Raw genomic sequence first — 16,965 nt, forward strand, 5'->3', positions numbered from 1 at the left:
CTTGGGGGCTTAACGGGAAGAACGCATCAGATTGTGGGACGCCCCGCGACGAACACGCCCAGTGACGGAACGGCCGGCCGACCGGACAGCAGGCGCTTGAACGCCGGTGCGAGCGGCCGCTCCACGAACCTGTGCACCAGGTACGCGGCCCCGCACATGACCGCGACGAGCGCGACCAGCAGCACGTACTTGTTCACCGCGTCCCCCACCCGGTTGAACACGATGAACCCGATGTGCCCGTGCAGCAGGTATAGCGGGTACGTGAGCGCGCCGGCCGTCACCAGCCACGGCCTGGCCAGCAGGCGGGTGGCCCGCAACGCCACGAGCGTCATGACGAGGAAGACGAGCACGACCACGGCGGTGATCACCGTGTGTGAGTACGACACCGCGTACCGCGAGCCGACGGCGTCGGCGTACCCGATGGCCCGGTAGACCGCGTTGCCCAGGCAGATCGGCACCAGCAGCGCGATCTGGAGGTTCAGCCCGAACTTGTAGAGCATGAACAGGGCCATCCCGGCGATGAAGTAGTGGGAGAACTCCGACTGCACGACCAGGTCGGCGAACCCGGGCAGCAGCCCCGTCTCCACCGCGAACGTCAGCCCCAGCCAGCCCCACAGCCCCGCCATGACCCGGCCTCGCGTCATTCCGATCCAGGTCAGGGCCAGGATGAGGAAGTAGAAGCGCATCTCGGCCCAGAGCGTCCAGTAGACGACGTCCACGTTCGCGATGTCCGGCACCGCCTGGAACATCGTCAGGTTCGCCAGCACCTGCGGCAGCGTCACCTGGAACAGCCCCTGCCCCAGCGTCACGGTGATCACGGCGGTGACCGCGATGCCCACCCAGTACGCGGGGTAGAGCCGCACGGCCCGCGACACCACGAACGAGCGCGGGCTCCTGCCCCACGCGCTCATCAGCACCACGAACCCGCTGATCAGGAAGAACAGGTCCACGCCCAGGTAACCGTACTTGGACCAGGAGCTCTCGGCGGCGAAGGCCACCGGGCTGTTGCCGCCGGCCCAGCCGGAGAACGTGTAGTGGAAGAGCACGACGCAGAGCGCCGCAAGCAGCCGGAGGCCGTCGATCTCGTAGAGCCGGTCTGAGCTGGTTCGCATGGGTTCCACCCCCTCCTGTTCATGGAGAGGGTGCGCCCGGCCGCTTGCCGCTCGCCTGCATGCAAGTGCTTTGCAAGACGTTTACGCGGCCGTGGCCGGGTAGCAGGAGGCGTGCCCGAGAAGGACGGAAGAAGAGAGGGAGAGAGCCCCCATGGAGCTCTGGAACTATCGCGCTGACGTCTACGACCGCGGCCAGCCCCTGGATCTCGTTGGCTACCACGTCCAGGCGACCGATGGAAAGATCGGGTCCGTCGACGAGGCGACGTACGAGGTCGGCGAGAGCTACATCATCGTCGACACCGGCCCCTGGATCTTCGGTAAGAAGGTCATGCTCCCGGCACAGGTCATCACGAGCATCGACCCTCAGGAGCGCAACGTGTACGTGGCGCGCACCAAGGCCGAGATCAAGGACGCTCCCGAGTTGGACGAGGGCAGGTTCAAGGAACCCGAGTACCGGACGCGGCTAGGCGACTACTACGGCCGGCTCGTGTAACTGACATGCCGCAACAGAAGGGCCGCGCCCCAGGGGCGCGGCCCTTCTGGGCGTTTCACGGCCACTTCGGGTCGCCCTTCGGCTCGATCGGGCCCTTCAGCACGTCCAGCCGCTCCAGGAGCGTGATGAACGTCATCGCGTACGGCGAGTCCTGGAGCACGACGGCCACGCGCGGCCAGTCGACCTGCTCGCGCAGCGCGCGCACCTGGGCCAGCAGCGCCCCGTAGTCGCAGGCGTGCTCCGACAGCGGCAGCAGCCACGAGATGACCAGGTCGGTGGCCTCCAGCACGGGCACGATCACGGCGGACGCCTTCAGCGGCTCGGCCCGGTCCAGCAGCTCGTCGGTGATCGGCTGGTCGGACACCCGGAAGATCAGGTCCACCAGCCGCCCCTCGTCGTACGCCTTGACCAGCCAGTCCTCCGGCGGCTTGGCCGTCTGGAAGCCGATCCCGCGCAGCGCCTCCAGCGCGGTCGGCACGTCGTGCTCGGTCAGCATGAAGTCGACGTCGTGCAGCGACGGTGCGGCGCCTCTCGCGTAAGCCGCGCATCCGCCGGCCAGCGCGAATTTCACCCCGGCGTCCTTCAGCCCTGAGCTGGCACGCTTGAGCGTGTCGAGGATGGCGTCGGTGACAGCGTGACCGTGGCTCGTCATGTTTTCGGGCTACCCAAACGATCGTCAACTAGGCGTTGGATGCCGGGGTCTCTTGCCCATTAATGAGGGAAAAAACATGTTATGCGAACCCCCCTTAGGGCAGTGGCAGACCCATGGCTACTTTGCTCTGGATCATCGCGGTAATACTGGTCATCTCCGGGATCTACGTGATCCTGGCCAGGCGCGACCTCCTCTGGGGGATCGTGCTCATCGTCCTCGGATTCCTGGTCGGACCTGGCGGAGTCAGCATCTTCAACGTATAAGTTCCGCGCTCCCGAGGACATGGGGAGCGTGTGAACACATATCCGCCGTTCACCCGCTTCGAAACCGGCGCGGCATCGGCGAGAGTACGTGAACAACTGGCGCGGCTGCGGCACCGCAGGCGCTCAAAACCCGGGTACGCGGGATGCTGGAGGCCGTCCCACGCCTCGGCCCTCTACCTGACCCCCTTCAAAGACTCACTGGGTCGCGTGGTCGACTTCCGCATCCTGACGGCCAACCGCCACTCCAGGACCGTGTCCGGGAACCCCGCCGGCGAGGCGGCCGGGTGCCGGCCACGCTGAGCGACCCGAAAGAGCGCACCTACGCCTGGACGAACGCCGGGCGCCCCGCCCCCGTGCTGATCAGGGGCGGGGCGCCGCGCAGGTCGAGGGGGTGTCGGGGATGATGCTGGGGGCGTTCGACGCGACCGAGGACGACATCTGCCTCCTGGCCGCGAAGGTCCTCTAGAACCCGGTCTCACAGTCGAGGCAGTAGACCGCGTAGGCCCGGCCCAGCACCGGCAGCGCCACGTTACGGACCCTGATGCCGCCCGGCGTCATGCCCTTCTCGCTGCCCTTGTGCGCGTGGCCGTGCAGGATCAGGTCGGCGCCCGCCGTGTCGACCGCCTCCGCCAGCAGGTAGCTGCCCAGGAACGGGTAGATCTCGTGCGGCTCCCCCTCCAGCGTCTCCTTGACCGGGGAGTAGTGCGACAGCACCACGCGCTTCTCGGCCACGATCTCCTTCAGCGCGACCTTCCAGGACTCGGCGATGTAGCGGGTGTGGGCGACGAAGTTCTTGATCTCCCGCTCGCCGAACTCGCTGGCGCACTTGCCCGCGAACCCGCCGCCGAACCCCTTGCCGCCGACCACGCCCAGCTTCCTGTCACCGCACTGGACGACGGCGCCGTCGTCGTCGAGCACCACGACGCCCGCGTCGCGCAGCTCGCCGGCGATCTCGTACTGCAGGTCGGAGTGGTAGTCGTGGTTGCCGAGCACCGCGACGACGGGGATCGGCAGGCCGCGCAGCTCGTCGGCCACGACCCGCCCCTCCTCCAGCGTGCCGTGCCTGGTCAGGTCGCCGGCCAGCATCAGCACGTCCGCGCGTTCCTCGATGCCCACCAGTCTCTTGCGGTACTGGCCTCTGTCGTCCTCCCCCAGGTGGATGTCTCCGACGGCCGCGATACGCAGGTCAGTCAAGACGCTCATCCTCCCCCGGCTCACTGGCCTCCACGACCCTGATCTCGTTGTGCAGGTGGAGCTCGGGCGCGGCCTCGTGCGCCACTTGGCCGAGCCGCTCGCGCTGCCCTGTCCCGCTGACCTCACCGCGCAGGAACAGCTGGTCGCCTCGTATGTCGACGCGGATTCCGAGCTCGTGCGTGCGTCCGTCCTCGGCCAGCGCCTGCTGGACACGGGCCGCGACGTACTGCGGAGCTTCCATCGCTCGCCTCCTTCTTCTGTCGCCGCATGCCCCTGGATTAACACCTCAAACGGCACGAATAAGGTCAATAACCGCCTGCTCGACCGGGCCCGCCGTGGCCAGTTGCCCGAAATCGGTGTCCGCCCCAGCTCGGTCAGCGCGGCCGCCAGGCCCACGGCCTGCAGGTGGCCGTCGGGGGACGTGCAGATCCACACGTCGGTCCAGGCCGGGGGGATGGCCAGCGCCTTGATACGGGCCAGCGTGGCCCGGTCGCGTACCGCACGCCCGTCAGGCCCCTGGTAGCCGAACCCGCGCCCGCGGCGCCTCCGTACAATCCCAGGCTCGCTCTGATCACTGGGACGCAGCTTGGGCACGGGCGGCGGCTACCCCGGAAGTTAAGGGACAAACAGAACGGGCAGGTGGGCGGCATGTCGGATAACAGGGACATACCGGATAACGGAAAGTGGCACGAGGAGCGGGACATCAGGGGCCATGCCATGGTGCCCGCGACGCCGCGCGACGTGGCGCACATCAGGATCGGGTCGTTCCTGCTGGTGTTCATGTTCGCGTTCGCGGTGCTCGGGATCATCGTCGGGGCGCCCGTCATGACAGGGATCGCGCTCGTGGTGGGCCTGGCCACGGTGGTCGACATCGCGCTGGCCGTGCGACGCCAGAAGCTGCGACAGGACGGAGAGGCGGGCTGATTGCGACATGGCACCACTTGAAGGGCGCGTAGTGGTGGTGACGGGTGCCAGCGGCGGGGTCGGGCGAGCGGTCGTCCGGCAGCTCGGGCACCAGGGTGCGAAGGTGGCGCTCATCGCCCGGGGCACGACCGGGCTGGGCGCCGCCGCCGTGGACGTGGGGGTGGAAGGAGGCACCGGCGAGGTATTCGAGGCCGACATGGCCGACTATGACCAGGTGCGGAGGGCGGCCGAGCGTATAGAGGCGGAGATGGGGCCCATTTCCGTCTGGATCAACACCGCATTTTCATCTGTCTTCGCCAAATTCACCGATATTTCCCCAGATGAGTACGCCCGCACCACCGCGGTGACGTACCTGGGCTACGTCTGGGGCACGAAGGTGGCCTTGGACCTCATGAGCCCGCGCAACGCGGGTGCGATCGTCCAGACCGGCTCGGCGCTGTCGCAGCGCGGCATCCCGCTGCAGTCGGCGTACTGCGGCGCCAAGCACGCGGTCAAGGGGTTCACGGAGTCGGTCCGCACGGAGTTGCTGGCCGACCGCAGCGGCATCGACATCACGCTGGTGCAGCTGCCCGCGGTCAACACCCCCCAGTTCGACTGGGTGCTGTCCAAGCTGCGGCGCCACCCGCAGCCGGTCCCCCCGATCTACCAGCCGGAGGTGGCCGCCAGGGCCATCGTGTACGCGGCCGAGCACCCGGAGCGCAAGGAGTACTGGGTGGGGGCCAGCACAGCCGCCACCCTCCTGGCCCAGCGCGTGGCGCCGGCGCTGGTGGACCGCTATCTGGCCAGAACCGGCGCGCGGTCCCAGCAGACGGACGAGAAACCGCCGGAAGGCGTCGCCAACCTGTGGAAGCCGGCGGACGAGGACGTGGACTACGGCGCCCACGGCTCGTTCGACGCGCGCTCCCACGCCCACAGCCCCCAGCTCTGGCTGGCCCAGCACCGCGGCGCGGTCCTCTTCGCGCTGGCCGGCGGCGCGGCCGCCGCGTGGGCCGCCCTGCGCCTGCGCGGGCGATGAACCGAGCCCCGTCCCCCCTGATCGACCCGACTTAAGCGGGCCTGGCGGGGTAGGCGGCGGGAAACCGCTTCCGAGGAGGCCATGATGCCTGAGCGCGATCTTCAGTACCTGACCGAGCTGGCCGCGCAACTGCGGGTCGATTCCGTGCGGGCGGCCGCTGAGGCCGGGTCCGGCCATCCGACCTCGTCGATGTCGGCGGCCGATCTGATGGCCGTGCTCTTCGCGTGCCACCTGCACTACGACTTCGAGAACCCGGACAACCCCGCCAACGACCACTTGATCTTCTCGAAGGGGCACGCGTCCCCGCTGCTCTATGCGCTCTTCAAGGCAGCCGGGGTCGTCGACGACAAGGAGCTCCTGACGTTCCGCCGGCGGGGCAGCCGGTTGGAGGGGCATCCGACGCCGCGGCTGCCGTGGGTGGATGTGGCCACCGGGTCCCTCGGGCAGGGGTTGCCGGTCGGGGTCGGGGTGGCCATGGCCGGGCGGCTGGAGCGGATGCCGTACCGGGTGTGGGTGCTGTGCGGGGACAGCGAGCTCGCCGAGGGGTCCATCTGGGAGGCGGCCGAGCACGCGGGGTGCGAGGGGCTGGCCAACCTGACCGCGATCGTGGACGTGAACCGCCTCGGCCAGCGCGGGCCCACCCGGCACGGATGGGACACGGGGGCCTACGCGCGCAGGTTCGGGGCGTTCGGATGGCACACGATCGAGATCGACGGGCACGATCCCGGGCAGATCGACTACGCGCTCAGCGACGCCCGCAACACGCGCAGGCGGCCGACGGTGATCCTGGCCAAGACGCGCAAGGGCGAGGGAGCCCTGGAGGTCGAGAACCGCGAAGGGGCCCACGGCAAGCCGCTCAAGGACCCGGACAAGGCCGTCGAGGAGCTGGGCGGCCGGCGGGACCTGCGGGTCGAGGTGCACAAGCCCGAGGCCCCGGCGGCGCCGTACCGGTTCGAGACCAGGCCGATGAGCCTGCCCGCGTACAAGGTGGGCGACAAGGCGGCCACGCGGACGGCGTTCGGGGAGGCGCTGGCGGCGCTCGGCGCGGCCCGCGGGGACGTCCTGGCGCTGGACGGCGAGGTGGCGGACTCGACCAGGGCGGAGGCGTTCGGGAAGGAGTTCCCCGAGCGGTTCTTCGAGATGTACATCGCCGAGCAGCAGCTCGTGGCCGCCGCCATCGGCCTGCAGGTACGCGGGTGGAAGCCGTACGCGGTCACGTTCGCGGCGTTCCTGACCAGGGCGTACGACTTCATCAGGATGGCCGGCGTGAGCAGGGCCTCGATCCGGCTCGTGGGGTCGCACGCAGGGGTGGCGATCGGCGAGGACGGGCCCTCCCAGATGGGCCTGGAGGACCTGGCGATGCTGCGGGCGGTCTACGGCAGCACCGTGCTCTACCCGTGCGACGCCAACCAGGCCGCGGCGCTGACGGCCGAGCTGGCGGACGTCGAAGGCGTCTCCTACCTGCGCACCACGCGCGGGGAGACGCCGGTCATCTACCCGCCGGACGAGCGGTTCCCCGTGGGCGGGTCGCGGGTGCTGCGGCACTCGCCCAACGACCGGGCCACCATCGTGGCCGCAGGGGTGACCGTGCACGAGGCGCTGGCGGCGGCCGACGAGCTGAGCGGGGCCGGGATCCCGGTGGGGGTGATCGACCTGTACTCGGTCAAGCCGGTCGACACGGCCGCGCTGGTCGAGGCGGCCACCACCACGGGCAACCTGATCACGGTGGAGGACCACCGGCTGGAGGGCGGGCTCGGCGACGCGGTGCTGGACGCGGTCAGCGAGCTGGGGCCGCGGGTGGTGAAGCTGGCCGTGACGGGCCTGCCCGGGTCCGCGACGCCCGAGGAGCAGCTGGCCGACGCCGGCATCGACCGCCACGCGATCGCCGAGGCGGTCAAGCGGCTCCTGTGAGGGACGTGCCGGACATGAATGAGGGCCGAGGGGCGACCTGCCCCCGGCCCTCCCTTTTGGCGTGACCCCCTGAGCGGGAAGCCCCCGTCAACGGGCCTTCGCCGTCAGCCTCCTGTTGGCCCTCCTGATGGCGTTCACCAGCTCCTGCTTGGTCATCTTCGACCGGCCGCGCACGTCGAGCTTGGCGGCCATCTTCTGCAGGTACTCCCTGGTGGCGTTGAGGTTGACGCCCTCGACGACGCCCTCGGCCGTCTTGGCCGTCCGGGTCATCGCGGCCTTGGCGGTCCGGGTGGCGGCCTTGGCGGTCCGGGCCATCGTGGCCTTGCCACTGGTCCGCGTCGTGGTCGCCTTACCGGTCCGCGTCATGGTCGCCTTGTCGGAGGGGCCCTTCTTCGGCTCCCAGTGGTCGCCGACCTTCTCGAAGGATCGCTTCAGCGCGGCGAACGCGGTCATGTGGGCGCGCCGGCCCTCGCCGTACTCCTTCACGGCGTTGTCGTGCGCCTTGATCCACGTGTTCTGCGCTCTCTTCGGCGAACGTTTGATGGTCGACGGCAGCTCTTCAACAGCTGGCATGTCGATTCACCTCCTACAGCGGTGGTTCGTCGTAGCGGCGGCGTTCCTCGTACACGGTGGTCCTGCGGGCTTCAGGCTCCTCGTAGACCTCGTGACGGTGAACCGGCTCGTCGACGGGTCCGACCGCTCTACGGGTGACGCTGATCCTGTAGATGCCGAACAGCAGACCGACGAGGCCGCCGAGCATGAGGATGACCCCCACTACGTTGATGTCGAGACCGGCGAGGTCGAACTCGACGGCCCAGGTGAGGATCGCGCCGAGCATGATGAGGATGATGCTTCCGGCGATGGTCATCAGATTTACCTCCTTGACACGAAGGAACCTCTATCCACATGTCGAAAAACAAACCAGTCGTACTGGTCGGGCTTATGGGCTCGGGCAAGTCGAGCGCCGGCCGGTTGATCGCGCAGGCGCTCGGGCTGCCGTTCAGCGACAGCGATCCGTTCCTTCAGGAGCGCTACGGCGGCACCGCCGCGCAGATCGCCGAACGCGAGGGAGCGGACGCACTGCACCGGTACGAGGCCGACCACGTGCTGCACCAGTTGGCCGGCGAGCCGGAGGTCATCGCGGCGGCGGCCAGCACGGTCGAGTTCCCCGAGGTGCGCGCGGCGCTGGCCAAGGCGTTCGTGGTCTGGGTGGACGCCGCCGACGAGGTGCTGGCCCAGCGGATGAAGTCGAGCAGCCACCGCCCCGACTACGGCCCCGCCGTCATGCGGGCCCGCCGCGAGCCGTTCTTCCGGGAGGTCGCGGACCTGAGGTGCGACGTCGGCGAGCTGACCCCCGAGCAGGTGCGGGACGCGACGCTGCGGGAAATGGGTTTGCCCGAAGGCGATCGGCACTGATAGCCAAAGGGGATGTTCGCCGAGAAGCCCACCCTGACGGGTGACCGCGTGACCCTCTGCCCGGTCGGCCCCGAGCATGTCGACGGCCTCTTCGAGCTGGTCTCCGACCCCGAGGTTGGCCGCCTGACGGGCTCGCACGGCGAGATCGACCGCGGAGCCGCCCACCAGTGGTACGCCACCAGGAAGGACCACGCCGACCGGCTCGACCTGGCCATCATGGCCGCCGGCGAATACGTCGGCGAGATCGTGCTCAACGAGCTCGACCAGCACAATCTCGCCTGCAACCTCCGCATAGCCCTCATCGGCGAGCGCGCCTTCGGCAAGGGCTACGGCACCGAGGCCATCGAGCTGGTCCTCGACCACGCCTTCGCCACGACGCCGCTGCACCGCATCAGGCTGGGCGTCTACGCCTTCAACGAGCGGGCGCGGCACGTCTACAAGAAGGTCGGCTTCGTCGAGGAGGGCGTCGAACGCGACGCCCTGCTGTGGGACGGCGAATGGCACGACGCGGTGCTCATGTCGGTGCTCCGGCGCGAATGGCCGGCAAGATCCGGAAGCCTGGCATAATGATCATGACGCATGGGTCCCCCGAGGCGCGCGGGGGACCTGTGGCGTCTTTGGGACAACCATTGGGCAGTGGCGTGCATCTAAGCATCAGTGACGATGCGCTTGGTGCCCGGTGACCCCGAGAGGCTCGGCGGCTTCTGGCCGGCGGCCAGACTCGGCGCGGGCGGGCGCGGCGTGGTTTACGACGCCTACGACGACGAGGGCCGCCGCTTCGCGGTGACGGTGCCGCGTGGCCAGGTCGGTCGCCGGTTCGAGCGGGTCACCTGCCCCCATCTGGCGGAGGTGGTCGCCGTCGGCGACGACGAGGGCGTGCCGTACGTGGTGAGCGAATACGTGGACGGACCTGACCTGCGGCGCGCGGTCGAGCTGCACGGGCCCTACGCGGGCGACGAGCTGGTCGCGCTGGCCGGCGCGCTGGCGTCGGCGCTGAGCGCGCTGCACGAGGCGGGTCTGACGCACCGGGGGCTCAATCCGGAGAGCGTGCTGCTGGCCGCCGACGGGCCCAAGGTGATCGAGCTGGGCGTGCCGGCCGGCGGCACGTACACGTACACGGCTCCCGAGGTCCTGACCGGGCGCGACTCGGGGGCGGCGGCCGACGTGTTCGCGTGGGGCGCCGTGGTGCTGTTCGCGGCCACCGGGGACGATCCGTTCAGCGGGACGAGCCTGGGCGGGGTCATGCACCGGCTGCTGACCGTCGACCCCGACCTCGGCGTGCTGCCGGAGCCGCTGCGCGAGCTGGTCGGGCGCGCCCTGGCCAAGGATCCCGCCGACCGGCCCGCCGCGCCGGAGCTGTGGGTCGAGAGCCCGGCCGACGTGCGGCCGCCCGAGGGGCACGCCGGGCCGCGCTCGTTGGGCGAGGTGGCCGAGGAGGTCTACCTCGCGCTCACGCCGCGGCAGCAGGCGGAGGTGCCGGGGCTGCTGCTGCGCCTGCTCGACGGCGACAGCCCGCACGACGAGGGCGACGTGCTCGGCCCGCTCATGGAGGCGGGTCTCCTGGTACGCCGCAGCGTGCGCGTGGCCCCGACCGAGACGCCCGTGGGCAAGCTCGTCGCGGTCAGCGACCAGCGGGTGGCCCCGGCCAGCGCGGCCCTCTACCGGGCCTGGCCCCGGCTGCGCGCCTGGGTCGAGGACGAGCGCGAGAGCATGCACGTGCACCGGGAGATCCGCGACGCCGCCAGGAACTGGTCGGAGCACCGGCGCGGCAGGAGCCACCTCTTCCGGGGTCAGGCGCTCGACACGGCGCTCGCCTGGGCCGCGACCAAGCGCCGCCATCTACGCCTCAACCAGCTCGAACGCGACTTCGTCAACGACAGCGTGACCCTGTCCAAGCAGCGCAGGAGGCTGCTCACACCCGCGCTGGCGGCGCTGGCCGCCGTGCTGGCCATCGCCGTGACGCTGTCCGTGGTGTCCGTGCACGGGCAGAACCAGCTGCGCGGGCAGCTCGTCGAGGCCAACGCGCGGGCCGTGGCCGCCAGGGCGGAGGCGCTGCGGTCGTCCGATCCGCGTACGGCGATGCGGCTGAGCGTGGCGGCCTGGAAGCTGTCGCCGGTGTTCGAGGCGCGGGCGGCGCTGCAGGCCTCGCTGGTGCAGCCGGAGCTGGGGGTGTTCACCGATCCCGCCGCCGACCTGCGGGCGCGTTACGTGCTGCGCGGCGACCAACTGGTCAAATGGGGCACAGGTACGGTCGCCGTCTGGGACCTGGCCGACGGGCAGCGGCTCGGCTCGTACTCGCTGCCGGCGGGGAGCGTGCTGAGCGACGACGGGAGGTTCGCGGAGGCGGCCGACGGCCGGCCGTTCGAGGTGTCCACGGGGCGCGCGCCCTTAGAGCCGGTCACCTACGCGATCGGCCAGGGCAACAGGACCCGGGTCTACCGGGGCGGGCGGCTGCTGTTCGACGTCGCCGACCGCCAGGTGGCGCTCTCCGCCGACGGGACCAGGGCCGCCTTCTCCAGCCTGAGCGGGCGCGTCGATCTGTGGGAGCTGGCAGGGCGGACCAAGACCGGCACCCTCTCGGTCCAGCCGCCCACCGGCGCGGACGCGGCGGCGCCCGCCCTGGCGTTCAGCCCCGACGGGGCGACGCTGGCCGTGGCCGGACGCGACGGGATCACGCTCGTGGCGGCCAGGCCCCCGAGCCCCGTCATCCCCAAGCGGGCGACCACGCCGAACCCCACGGCGTCCGGAACACCCGAGATGTTCCGCGCGGAGGGGCGCACGGCCCGGGAGTCCGTGCGCGGCGTCGAGGTGGTCGGGGCCGACGCCCTGGGGCACACCTCGGCCGACCCGCCCGCCTTCAGCCCCGACGGACGCCTGCTCGCGCTGCCGGGCGACGGCGAGGTCCGGGTCTGGAACGTCGCCGAACGCCGCCTCGCGGGCGCCTACCCCCTCCGAAACCCCGAGCGCGGCCTGGCCTTCTCCGCCGACGGCCGCTCGCTGCGCTACCTGAGCGGCACCGGCTCCGTGGTCTCGCTCGACGTCTCGGGGCTGCCCGTGCCGTCCGAGGACGCCCCCTCCGCCGCCTTCTCCGGCAACGGACGGGTCGCCGCCAAGGAGGTCGGCGACTCCATCGAGCTCACCGACACCGTGGAGCGCAAGCCGCTCGGCCGCATCGCCGCCGCCGGCGACCTGGCCTTCGACGCCGACGGCCGGCTGCTCGCCGTCGCGGGCGACCCCGTGACCGTGTGGGAGGTGACCAGCAGCCGCCGGGTCGCCGCCATCGACGCGGGCGGCGACGTGCTCGCCGTGGCCCTCTCCCCCACCGGCGACACGCTGGCCACCGCGCGGGGCAGGACCCTGGAGACGTGGGACGTGCGCAAGGGGCGGCGCATCAAGGCGTACGAGGGCGCGGGCGACCTGGCGATGGCCTTCAGCCCCGACGGCTCGACGCTGGCCGCCGGCGCCAAGCTCCTCGACCTGCGCACCGGCGCGATCACTCCGCTGGTTCTCGACCGGTCCGCCGACGCCGGCGAGGACCCGCCCGCGCCGACCGCGCTCGCCTTCTCGCCCGACGGGCGTACGCTGGCGTTCGGGCTGGAGGGCGGGCACGTGCTCCTCTGGGACCTGCGCAAGGGGAAGGCGCGGGGCACCATCCAGACGGGGACGGCCCCGGTGGACGAGCTCCGCTTCTCCCCTGGCGGCGACCTGCTGGCCATCGACGCCGCCCGTACCTCGCTCTGGGACGCGGGCACGATGCGGGAGGTCGGCCAGGCGGGCTCGTGGGCCGCCGGACCGGCCTTCACCCAGGACGGCAAGCGGCTGCGCGGCGTCGGGCCGGACGGCACCGTACGCGAGAGCCCGGTCGATCCCGGACTGGCGGCGCAGGCGGTGTGCGCCAGGGCGGGCGGGTCGCTGAGCAAGGCGGAGTGGACCCGGCTGATCCCGGAGAGCGGATACCAGAAGATCTGCTAGTCGCTCGCGTAGGTCTTGACCACCTTGCCCTGGAGGTTGGCGACCAGGTAGCCCGAACGATAGTCGTCGGACGCGTAGACGAGCAGCACCTGGCGCGGAGTGGCGAACGCGTAGTCGGGATCCACGATCAGATAGCGCGAGGTCGGCTTGGGGACTCCGAGGTCCTTGTTCGCCTTCTTCAACAGGGCGGGGAGAGCGTTCCAGTTGTACTTCTGCAGGTCCACGACAGGGGTGCTCACCTTGCCGCCGGCGCTCGAGCGGGTGATCTCGCCGTCGCGGTAGAAGTACGTGTCATAGAGCTCTTTGTCGCGCCTGATCGGTGCCTCGATCGACGCGTACGTGGGGTACACCGTCATCCTGACGACCTTGGTGTCGCCGAGCTCGGTCTTGATCTTGGTGATCAGGGCCCGCATTCCCGCAGGGGTGTGCAGGTTGCCGGGCGTGGCGGGTGTGCTGTCGCGCGGGGACTCGGGATCGGTGCGGTCCACCTCGGAGGAGTCCTCCGAGGTGGAGCGCACCGACGGGTCCTCCTTCGTGGTGCTCCTCGACGCGGAGGGGATCAGCTGCCACACCAGTACGCCCGCCACCGTGACCGCGACGGCCGACGTCATGATGCCCACGGTGATGCCGCCGCCGCCGCGACGGCGGCCGTGCACGGTGGTCGCCTTCGGGATCGGCGCCGGACCCCACGGGGGCTGCTGCGGCGCGTGCCCGTACCCGGGCGGCATGGTCTGCCCGCCCATCGGCGGCCCTGGGTGACCGCCCCTGGGCGGCACCGTGTGGGCGGCATGCGGCCCGGGCGTCCCGGGGCCCGTCGCGTGACCCATCCCGGGACCCGTCGCGTGACCCATCCCAGGACCTGTCGCGTGACCCATTCCGGGGCCCATCGCGGGGCCCGCCGGGGCGGGGCCCTGGGCGTGCGGGCCCGGCATCGCCGGGGCGGGGGTGGGGGGCATCGGGGGCGGCGGCGCGCTGGGGTCGGCGGCCGAGGCCAGCATGCGGTCGAGGGTCTCGGCGTCGGGGCGGCCCGCCGGGTCGCGCCTGAGCAGCGCGCTCAGCACGGGGGTGAGCGCCCCGGCGCGCTCCGGCGGCGGCACCTCCTGGTTGAGCACCGCGGCCAGGGTCGCCAGCGTGGTGCTCCTGCGCAGCGGGTGCCGGCCCTCCACCGCCACGTACAGCATCATGCCGAGCGACCAGAAGTCGGAGGCCGGGTCGCCCTCGACGCCGTTGATGCGCTCGGGCGCCATGTACTCGGGCGAGCCGATGAACGACCCGGTGGCCGTCAGGCTCGTGGACTCGCGTACCGCCGCGATGCCGAAGTCGGTGAGCACCGACCGGCCGTCCTCGCGTAACAGGACGTTGGCGGGTTTCACGTCGCGGTGCTGGATGCCGACGGCGTGCGCGGCCCGCAGCGCGGACAGGACCTCCCGGCCCAGGCGCGCCACCTCCTGCGGCGACATGGGGCCGCGCTGGATGCGGTCCTGGAGGGAGCCGCCCGTGACCAGCTCCATGACGATCCACGGGTAGCCCTGCTCGCCGGGGTCGACGATGTGGTGGATGGTGGCCACATGCGGGTGGTTCAGCCTGGCCAGGGCGCGGGCCTCGCGCAGCACCCTGGCCCGCAGCTCGCGGGCGCCCGCCGGGTCGTGCTCGTCCATGGAGGGGTCGGGCGGGCGTACTTCCTTGAGCGCGACCTCGCGGTGCAGGGCCACGTCCCAGGCCCGCCACACCAGGCCCATGCCCCCGCCGCCGAGCCGCTCGTTGAGCTCGAAGCGGCCGTCGATCACCCGTTTGTGCATGCAGAGCAGCGTAGGGCCGACCCGCTGCCCGCGCCATCGGACCCCGGCAGTACGGGCATCACGCGCTTATCGCCAGCGACCCCGCTTCGACGCCGTACCGGAAGGGCAGGCCCTGGGCGTACCTGGACAGCTCGTCGAGCGCCTGGTGGGCGAGACGGGACAGCTCGCCGCCGAGCGATCCGGCGATGTGCGGGGTGAGCAGGACGTTCGGGAGGTCGAAGAGGGGCGAGTCGGCGGGCAGCGGGTCGGGCTCTGTCACGTCGATCACGGCGTTCAGCCGTCCACTCGCCAGCTCGGCGACGAGCGCGTCCTGGTCGACGAGCGCGCCCCTGGCCGTGTTGATCAGCGTGGCGCCGTCGCGCATGCGGGCGAGGCGGGCCGCGTCGATGAGGTGCCTGGTCTCCGGGAGCGAGGGCGCGTGCAGGCTGACCACGTCGCACCGCTCGATCAGCTCGTCCAGCCCGACGTGCGGCACGCCCAGGTCCTCCGTCAGGTACGGGTCCGCCACGAGCACGTCGAGCTCGAACGGCCGCAGCAGCTCGATCACCCGGCGGCCGATCCTGGAGGCCCCGACGATGCCGACCGTGCGCCGGTAGTTGCCGAACCCGGGGAAGCGACCGTCCGCGTCGATCCCCGCCCGTTGCTCGCGGTAGAGCGCGGCGATGTCGAGCACGCGCTTGTTGGCGAACAGGATCGAGGCCAGCGTGAACTCGGCCACCGGCTCGGCGTTGGCCGCCGCGGCGGACGACACGACGATGCCGCGCTCCCAGCACGCCTCGGTGACGTGGTGCTTCACGGTGCCGGCGGCGTGCACGATCGCGCGCAGCCTGGGCGCCCTGGCCAGCACGTCCCCGGTGACGGGCGGGCACCACCAGCTCGTGTAGAGCACCTCCGCGCCGGCCAGCGCCTCGGCCACGGCCGGATCGGCGAAGTCCTCGGCCACCAGGCCGGGGTCCACGTCGGCGATGCCGACCAGGCGGTCGCGCACCTCGCCGGTGAAGAGCCGGGCCGCCACCGGTCGACCCATGGCCAGCAGCGTCTTCGGCCGTGATTCGCTCATATCGCTCCCCCCGCAATCAATACGATCGAATCGATCATAACGAAGGGGGTGCGGACGACTCCCGGGGCCTGAGCTCGGGCAGCAGCGCCACGTGGCGGCCGACCGGGGCCGCTCCTGCGGTGAGTCGGGTGATCAGCAGGTCCACCGCGCAGCGCCCGACCTCCTCCTTGGGCGGCGCCACGGCGGTGAGCGAGGGCGAGCAGAACGCGGCCACCTCGTCGTCGTAGGCGACCAGCGACACCTCGCCCGGGATGTCCACACCTGCCGCGACCAGGTGCCTGACCAGTGTGAGCGCGTCCTCGTCGTTGTGCACGAGCAGGCCCGTCACGCCCCGGTCGCGCACCAGGCGCAGCACGCCCGCCACGAGCTCGTCGGTGCGGTCGCGGTCGATGACGATCTCCGCGGGGGTGTCCAGGCCCAGCGCCGAGGCGCCCGCCAGCAGGCCCGCCCGGATCCCCGGCGTGGTCGGGCTGGGGAAGGCGACGAGCGCGAGCCCGCGGTGGCCCAGCTCGGCCAGGTGGCGTACGGCGAGGTAGGCGCCGTGGGCGTGGTCGGAGGCGACCGCGTCGAGCGTGGCGGCCGGGCCCGCCGGCTCGGCCCGGCGCTCCACGAGCACGGCCGGGACGCTCAGCCCGGCCAGCCACTCCACGTGGGAGCCGTCGGGCTGCCTGCTCGGGGTGAGCAGCAGGCCCTCCGCGCCGCCCTTGACGAGCTGGCGCACCTGGGCGCGGTCCTCGGCGTCCTCGTACCGGGAGATGCCGAGCACGAGCCGCGCCCCCGCCCTGGCCGCCTGCTCCTGGGCGCCCTTGATCACGGCCGGGTAGTAGTAGTGCGCGGTCGGGACCAGCATGCCGATGGTCAGCCCGCCGGCTCGCGGGGCGGGGGCCTCGGCGGGCAGCGTGACGCCGCCGTGCACCCTGGCGAGCAGGCCCTGGGCGGCCAGGTGCTCGACGTCCCTGCGCAGGGTGACGGCGGAGACGCCCAGCGCCTCGGCCAGGTCGGCCACCCGGGCCGAGCCGCGGTCGCGGACCTGGCGGAGGATGAGCCTGTGGCGCTGCTCGACGGACATGCCTCGATCCTATGCCTTTCGAAATGATCGTTTTAGTTTCGTTCGATCAATTGCCATTGAGGACCGGAATAGACCTCATCAACCC

17 protein-coding genes and 1 pseudogene are annotated in these 16,965 nt (G+C 71.3%); 8 read left to right on the plus strand and 10 right to left on the minus strand.

The window, feature by feature from the left end; translation table 11 throughout:
• Positions 1–26: 26 nt before the first annotated feature.
• On the minus strand, positions 27–1,112 hold the full coding sequence (locus ACIHFD_RS05985; protein ID WP_397365812.1) for an acyltransferase family protein: 1,086 nt from the start codon (positions 1,110–1,112) through the stop codon (positions 27–29).
• 151 nt (positions 1,113–1,263) lie between these two features.
• On the opposite strand from ACIHFD_RS05985, the gene ACIHFD_RS05990 reads away from it, so the two are divergent.
• Positions 1,264–1,605 (plus strand): PRC-barrel domain containing protein, encoded by a 342-nt coding sequence (locus tag ACIHFD_RS05990; protein WP_350728241.1) that lies wholly within the window; start codon positions 1,264–1,266, stop codon positions 1,603–1,605.
• Positions 1,606–1,660: 55 nt separating this feature from the next.
• On the opposite strand, the gene ACIHFD_RS05995 is transcribed toward ACIHFD_RS05990, so the two are convergent.
• Positions 1,661–2,257 (minus strand): nucleotidyltransferase, encoded by a 597-nt coding sequence (locus tag ACIHFD_RS05995; protein WP_397365813.1) that lies wholly within the window; start codon positions 2,255–2,257, stop codon positions 1,661–1,663.
• Positions 2,258–2,370: 113 nt separating this feature from the next.
• On the opposite strand from ACIHFD_RS05995, the gene ACIHFD_RS06000 reads away from it, so the two are divergent.
• Positions 2,371–2,520 carry a GPGG-motif small membrane protein gene (locus tag ACIHFD_RS06000; RefSeq protein WP_165959640.1) on the plus strand — a complete coding sequence of 50 codons (150 nt, stop codon included), beginning with the start codon at positions 2,371–2,373 and terminating at the stop codon, positions 2,518–2,520.
• Between the two features lie 462 nt (positions 2,521–2,982).
• On the opposite strand, the gene ACIHFD_RS06005 is transcribed toward ACIHFD_RS06000, so the two are convergent.
• The 3 genes and pseudogenes from ACIHFD_RS06005 to ACIHFD_RS06015 form a co-directional block, all read right to left on the minus strand.
• A complete protein-coding gene (locus ACIHFD_RS06005; RefSeq protein WP_397365889.1) occupies positions 2,983–3,714 on the minus strand; it encodes a metallophosphoesterase in 732 nt (243 codons plus the stop codon).
• Positions 3,707–3,955, minus strand: coding sequence for a BON domain-containing protein (locus tag ACIHFD_RS06010; RefSeq protein ID WP_192787480.1), 249 nt, complete (start codon positions 3,953–3,955; stop codon positions 3,707–3,709). Before ACIHFD_RS06010 ends, ACIHFD_RS06005 begins: the two co-directional genes overlap by 8 nt.
• Positions 3,956–4,116: 161 nt before the next feature.
• A pseudogene (locus ACIHFD_RS06015) lies at positions 4,117–4,308 on the minus strand (DNA topoisomerase IB); the annotation flags it as partial.
• Positions 4,309–4,362: 54 nt separating this feature from the next.
• On the opposite strand from ACIHFD_RS06015, the gene ACIHFD_RS06020 reads away from it, so the two are divergent.
• From ACIHFD_RS06020 to ACIHFD_RS06030, 3 genes are all read left to right on the plus strand, one after another.
• Positions 4,363–4,638 carry a hypothetical protein gene (locus tag ACIHFD_RS06020; protein WP_363979501.1) on the plus strand — a complete coding sequence of 92 codons (276 nt, stop codon included), beginning with the start codon at positions 4,363–4,365 and terminating at the stop codon, positions 4,636–4,638.
• A 7-nt stretch (positions 4,639–4,645) separates the two neighbouring features.
• A complete protein-coding gene (locus ACIHFD_RS06025) occupies positions 4,646–5,653 on the plus strand; it encodes an SDR family oxidoreductase (protein ID WP_397365814.1) in 1,008 nt (335 codons plus the stop codon).
• 81 nt (positions 5,654–5,734) lie between these two features.
• Positions 5,735–7,564, plus strand: coding sequence for a transketolase (locus ACIHFD_RS06030; protein ID WP_397365815.1), 1,830 nt, complete (start codon positions 5,735–5,737; stop codon positions 7,562–7,564).
• A gap of 87 nt (positions 7,565–7,651) precedes the next feature.
• On the opposite strand, the gene ACIHFD_RS06035 is transcribed toward ACIHFD_RS06030, so the two are convergent.
• Positions 7,652–8,137, minus strand: coding sequence for a ChaB family protein (locus ACIHFD_RS06035; RefSeq protein WP_397365816.1), 486 nt, complete (start codon positions 8,135–8,137; stop codon positions 7,652–7,654).
• A gap of 13 nt (positions 8,138–8,150) precedes the next feature.
• The gene (locus ACIHFD_RS06040; protein WP_350728249.1) at positions 8,151–8,432 is read right to left on the minus strand and encodes a hypothetical protein; all 282 of its coding nucleotides are present in this window, start codon (positions 8,430–8,432) and stop codon (positions 8,151–8,153) included.
• 38 nt (positions 8,433–8,470) lie between these two features.
• On the opposite strand from ACIHFD_RS06040, the gene ACIHFD_RS06045 reads away from it, so the two are divergent.
• From ACIHFD_RS06045 to ACIHFD_RS06055, 3 genes are all read left to right on the plus strand, one after another.
• Positions 8,471–8,980 carry a shikimate kinase gene (locus tag ACIHFD_RS06045; protein WP_350728250.1) on the plus strand — a complete coding sequence of 170 codons (510 nt, stop codon included), beginning with the start codon at positions 8,471–8,473 and terminating at the stop codon, positions 8,978–8,980.
• Positions 8,981–8,992: 12 nt separating this feature from the next.
• Positions 8,993–9,547, plus strand: a complete 555-nt coding sequence (locus ACIHFD_RS06050; protein ID WP_350728251.1) for a GNAT family protein — start codon at positions 8,993–8,995, stop codon at positions 9,545–9,547.
• A 105-nt stretch (positions 9,548–9,652) separates the two neighbouring features.
• Complete coding sequence (locus ACIHFD_RS06055) at positions 9,653–12,952, plus strand: protein kinase (RefSeq protein WP_397365817.1); 3,300 nt, start codon at positions 9,653–9,655, stop codon at positions 12,950–12,952.
• On the opposite strand, the gene ACIHFD_RS06060 is transcribed toward ACIHFD_RS06055, so the two are convergent.
• From ACIHFD_RS06060 to ACIHFD_RS06070, 3 genes are read right to left on the minus strand one after another with little or no spacing between them, the layout of a single operon-like run.
• A complete protein-coding gene (locus ACIHFD_RS06060; protein ID WP_397365818.1) occupies positions 12,949–14,751 on the minus strand; it encodes a serine/threonine-protein kinase in 1,803 nt (600 codons plus the stop codon). The genes ACIHFD_RS06055 and ACIHFD_RS06060 overlap by 4 nt on opposite strands.
• Before the next feature lie 58 nt (positions 14,752–14,809).
• Entirely contained in the window at positions 14,810–15,811 is a 1,002-nt protein-coding gene (locus tag ACIHFD_RS06065) for a hydroxyacid dehydrogenase (RefSeq protein WP_397365819.1), read from the minus strand.
• 34 nt (positions 15,812–15,845) lie between these two features.
• Positions 15,846–16,880, minus strand: coding sequence for a substrate-binding domain-containing protein (locus tag ACIHFD_RS06070; RefSeq protein ID WP_397365820.1), 1,035 nt, complete (start codon positions 16,878–16,880; stop codon positions 15,846–15,848).
• Positions 16,881–16,965: the final 85 nt, after the last annotated feature.

The organism is Nonomuraea sp. NPDC051941, assembly GCF_044593615.1.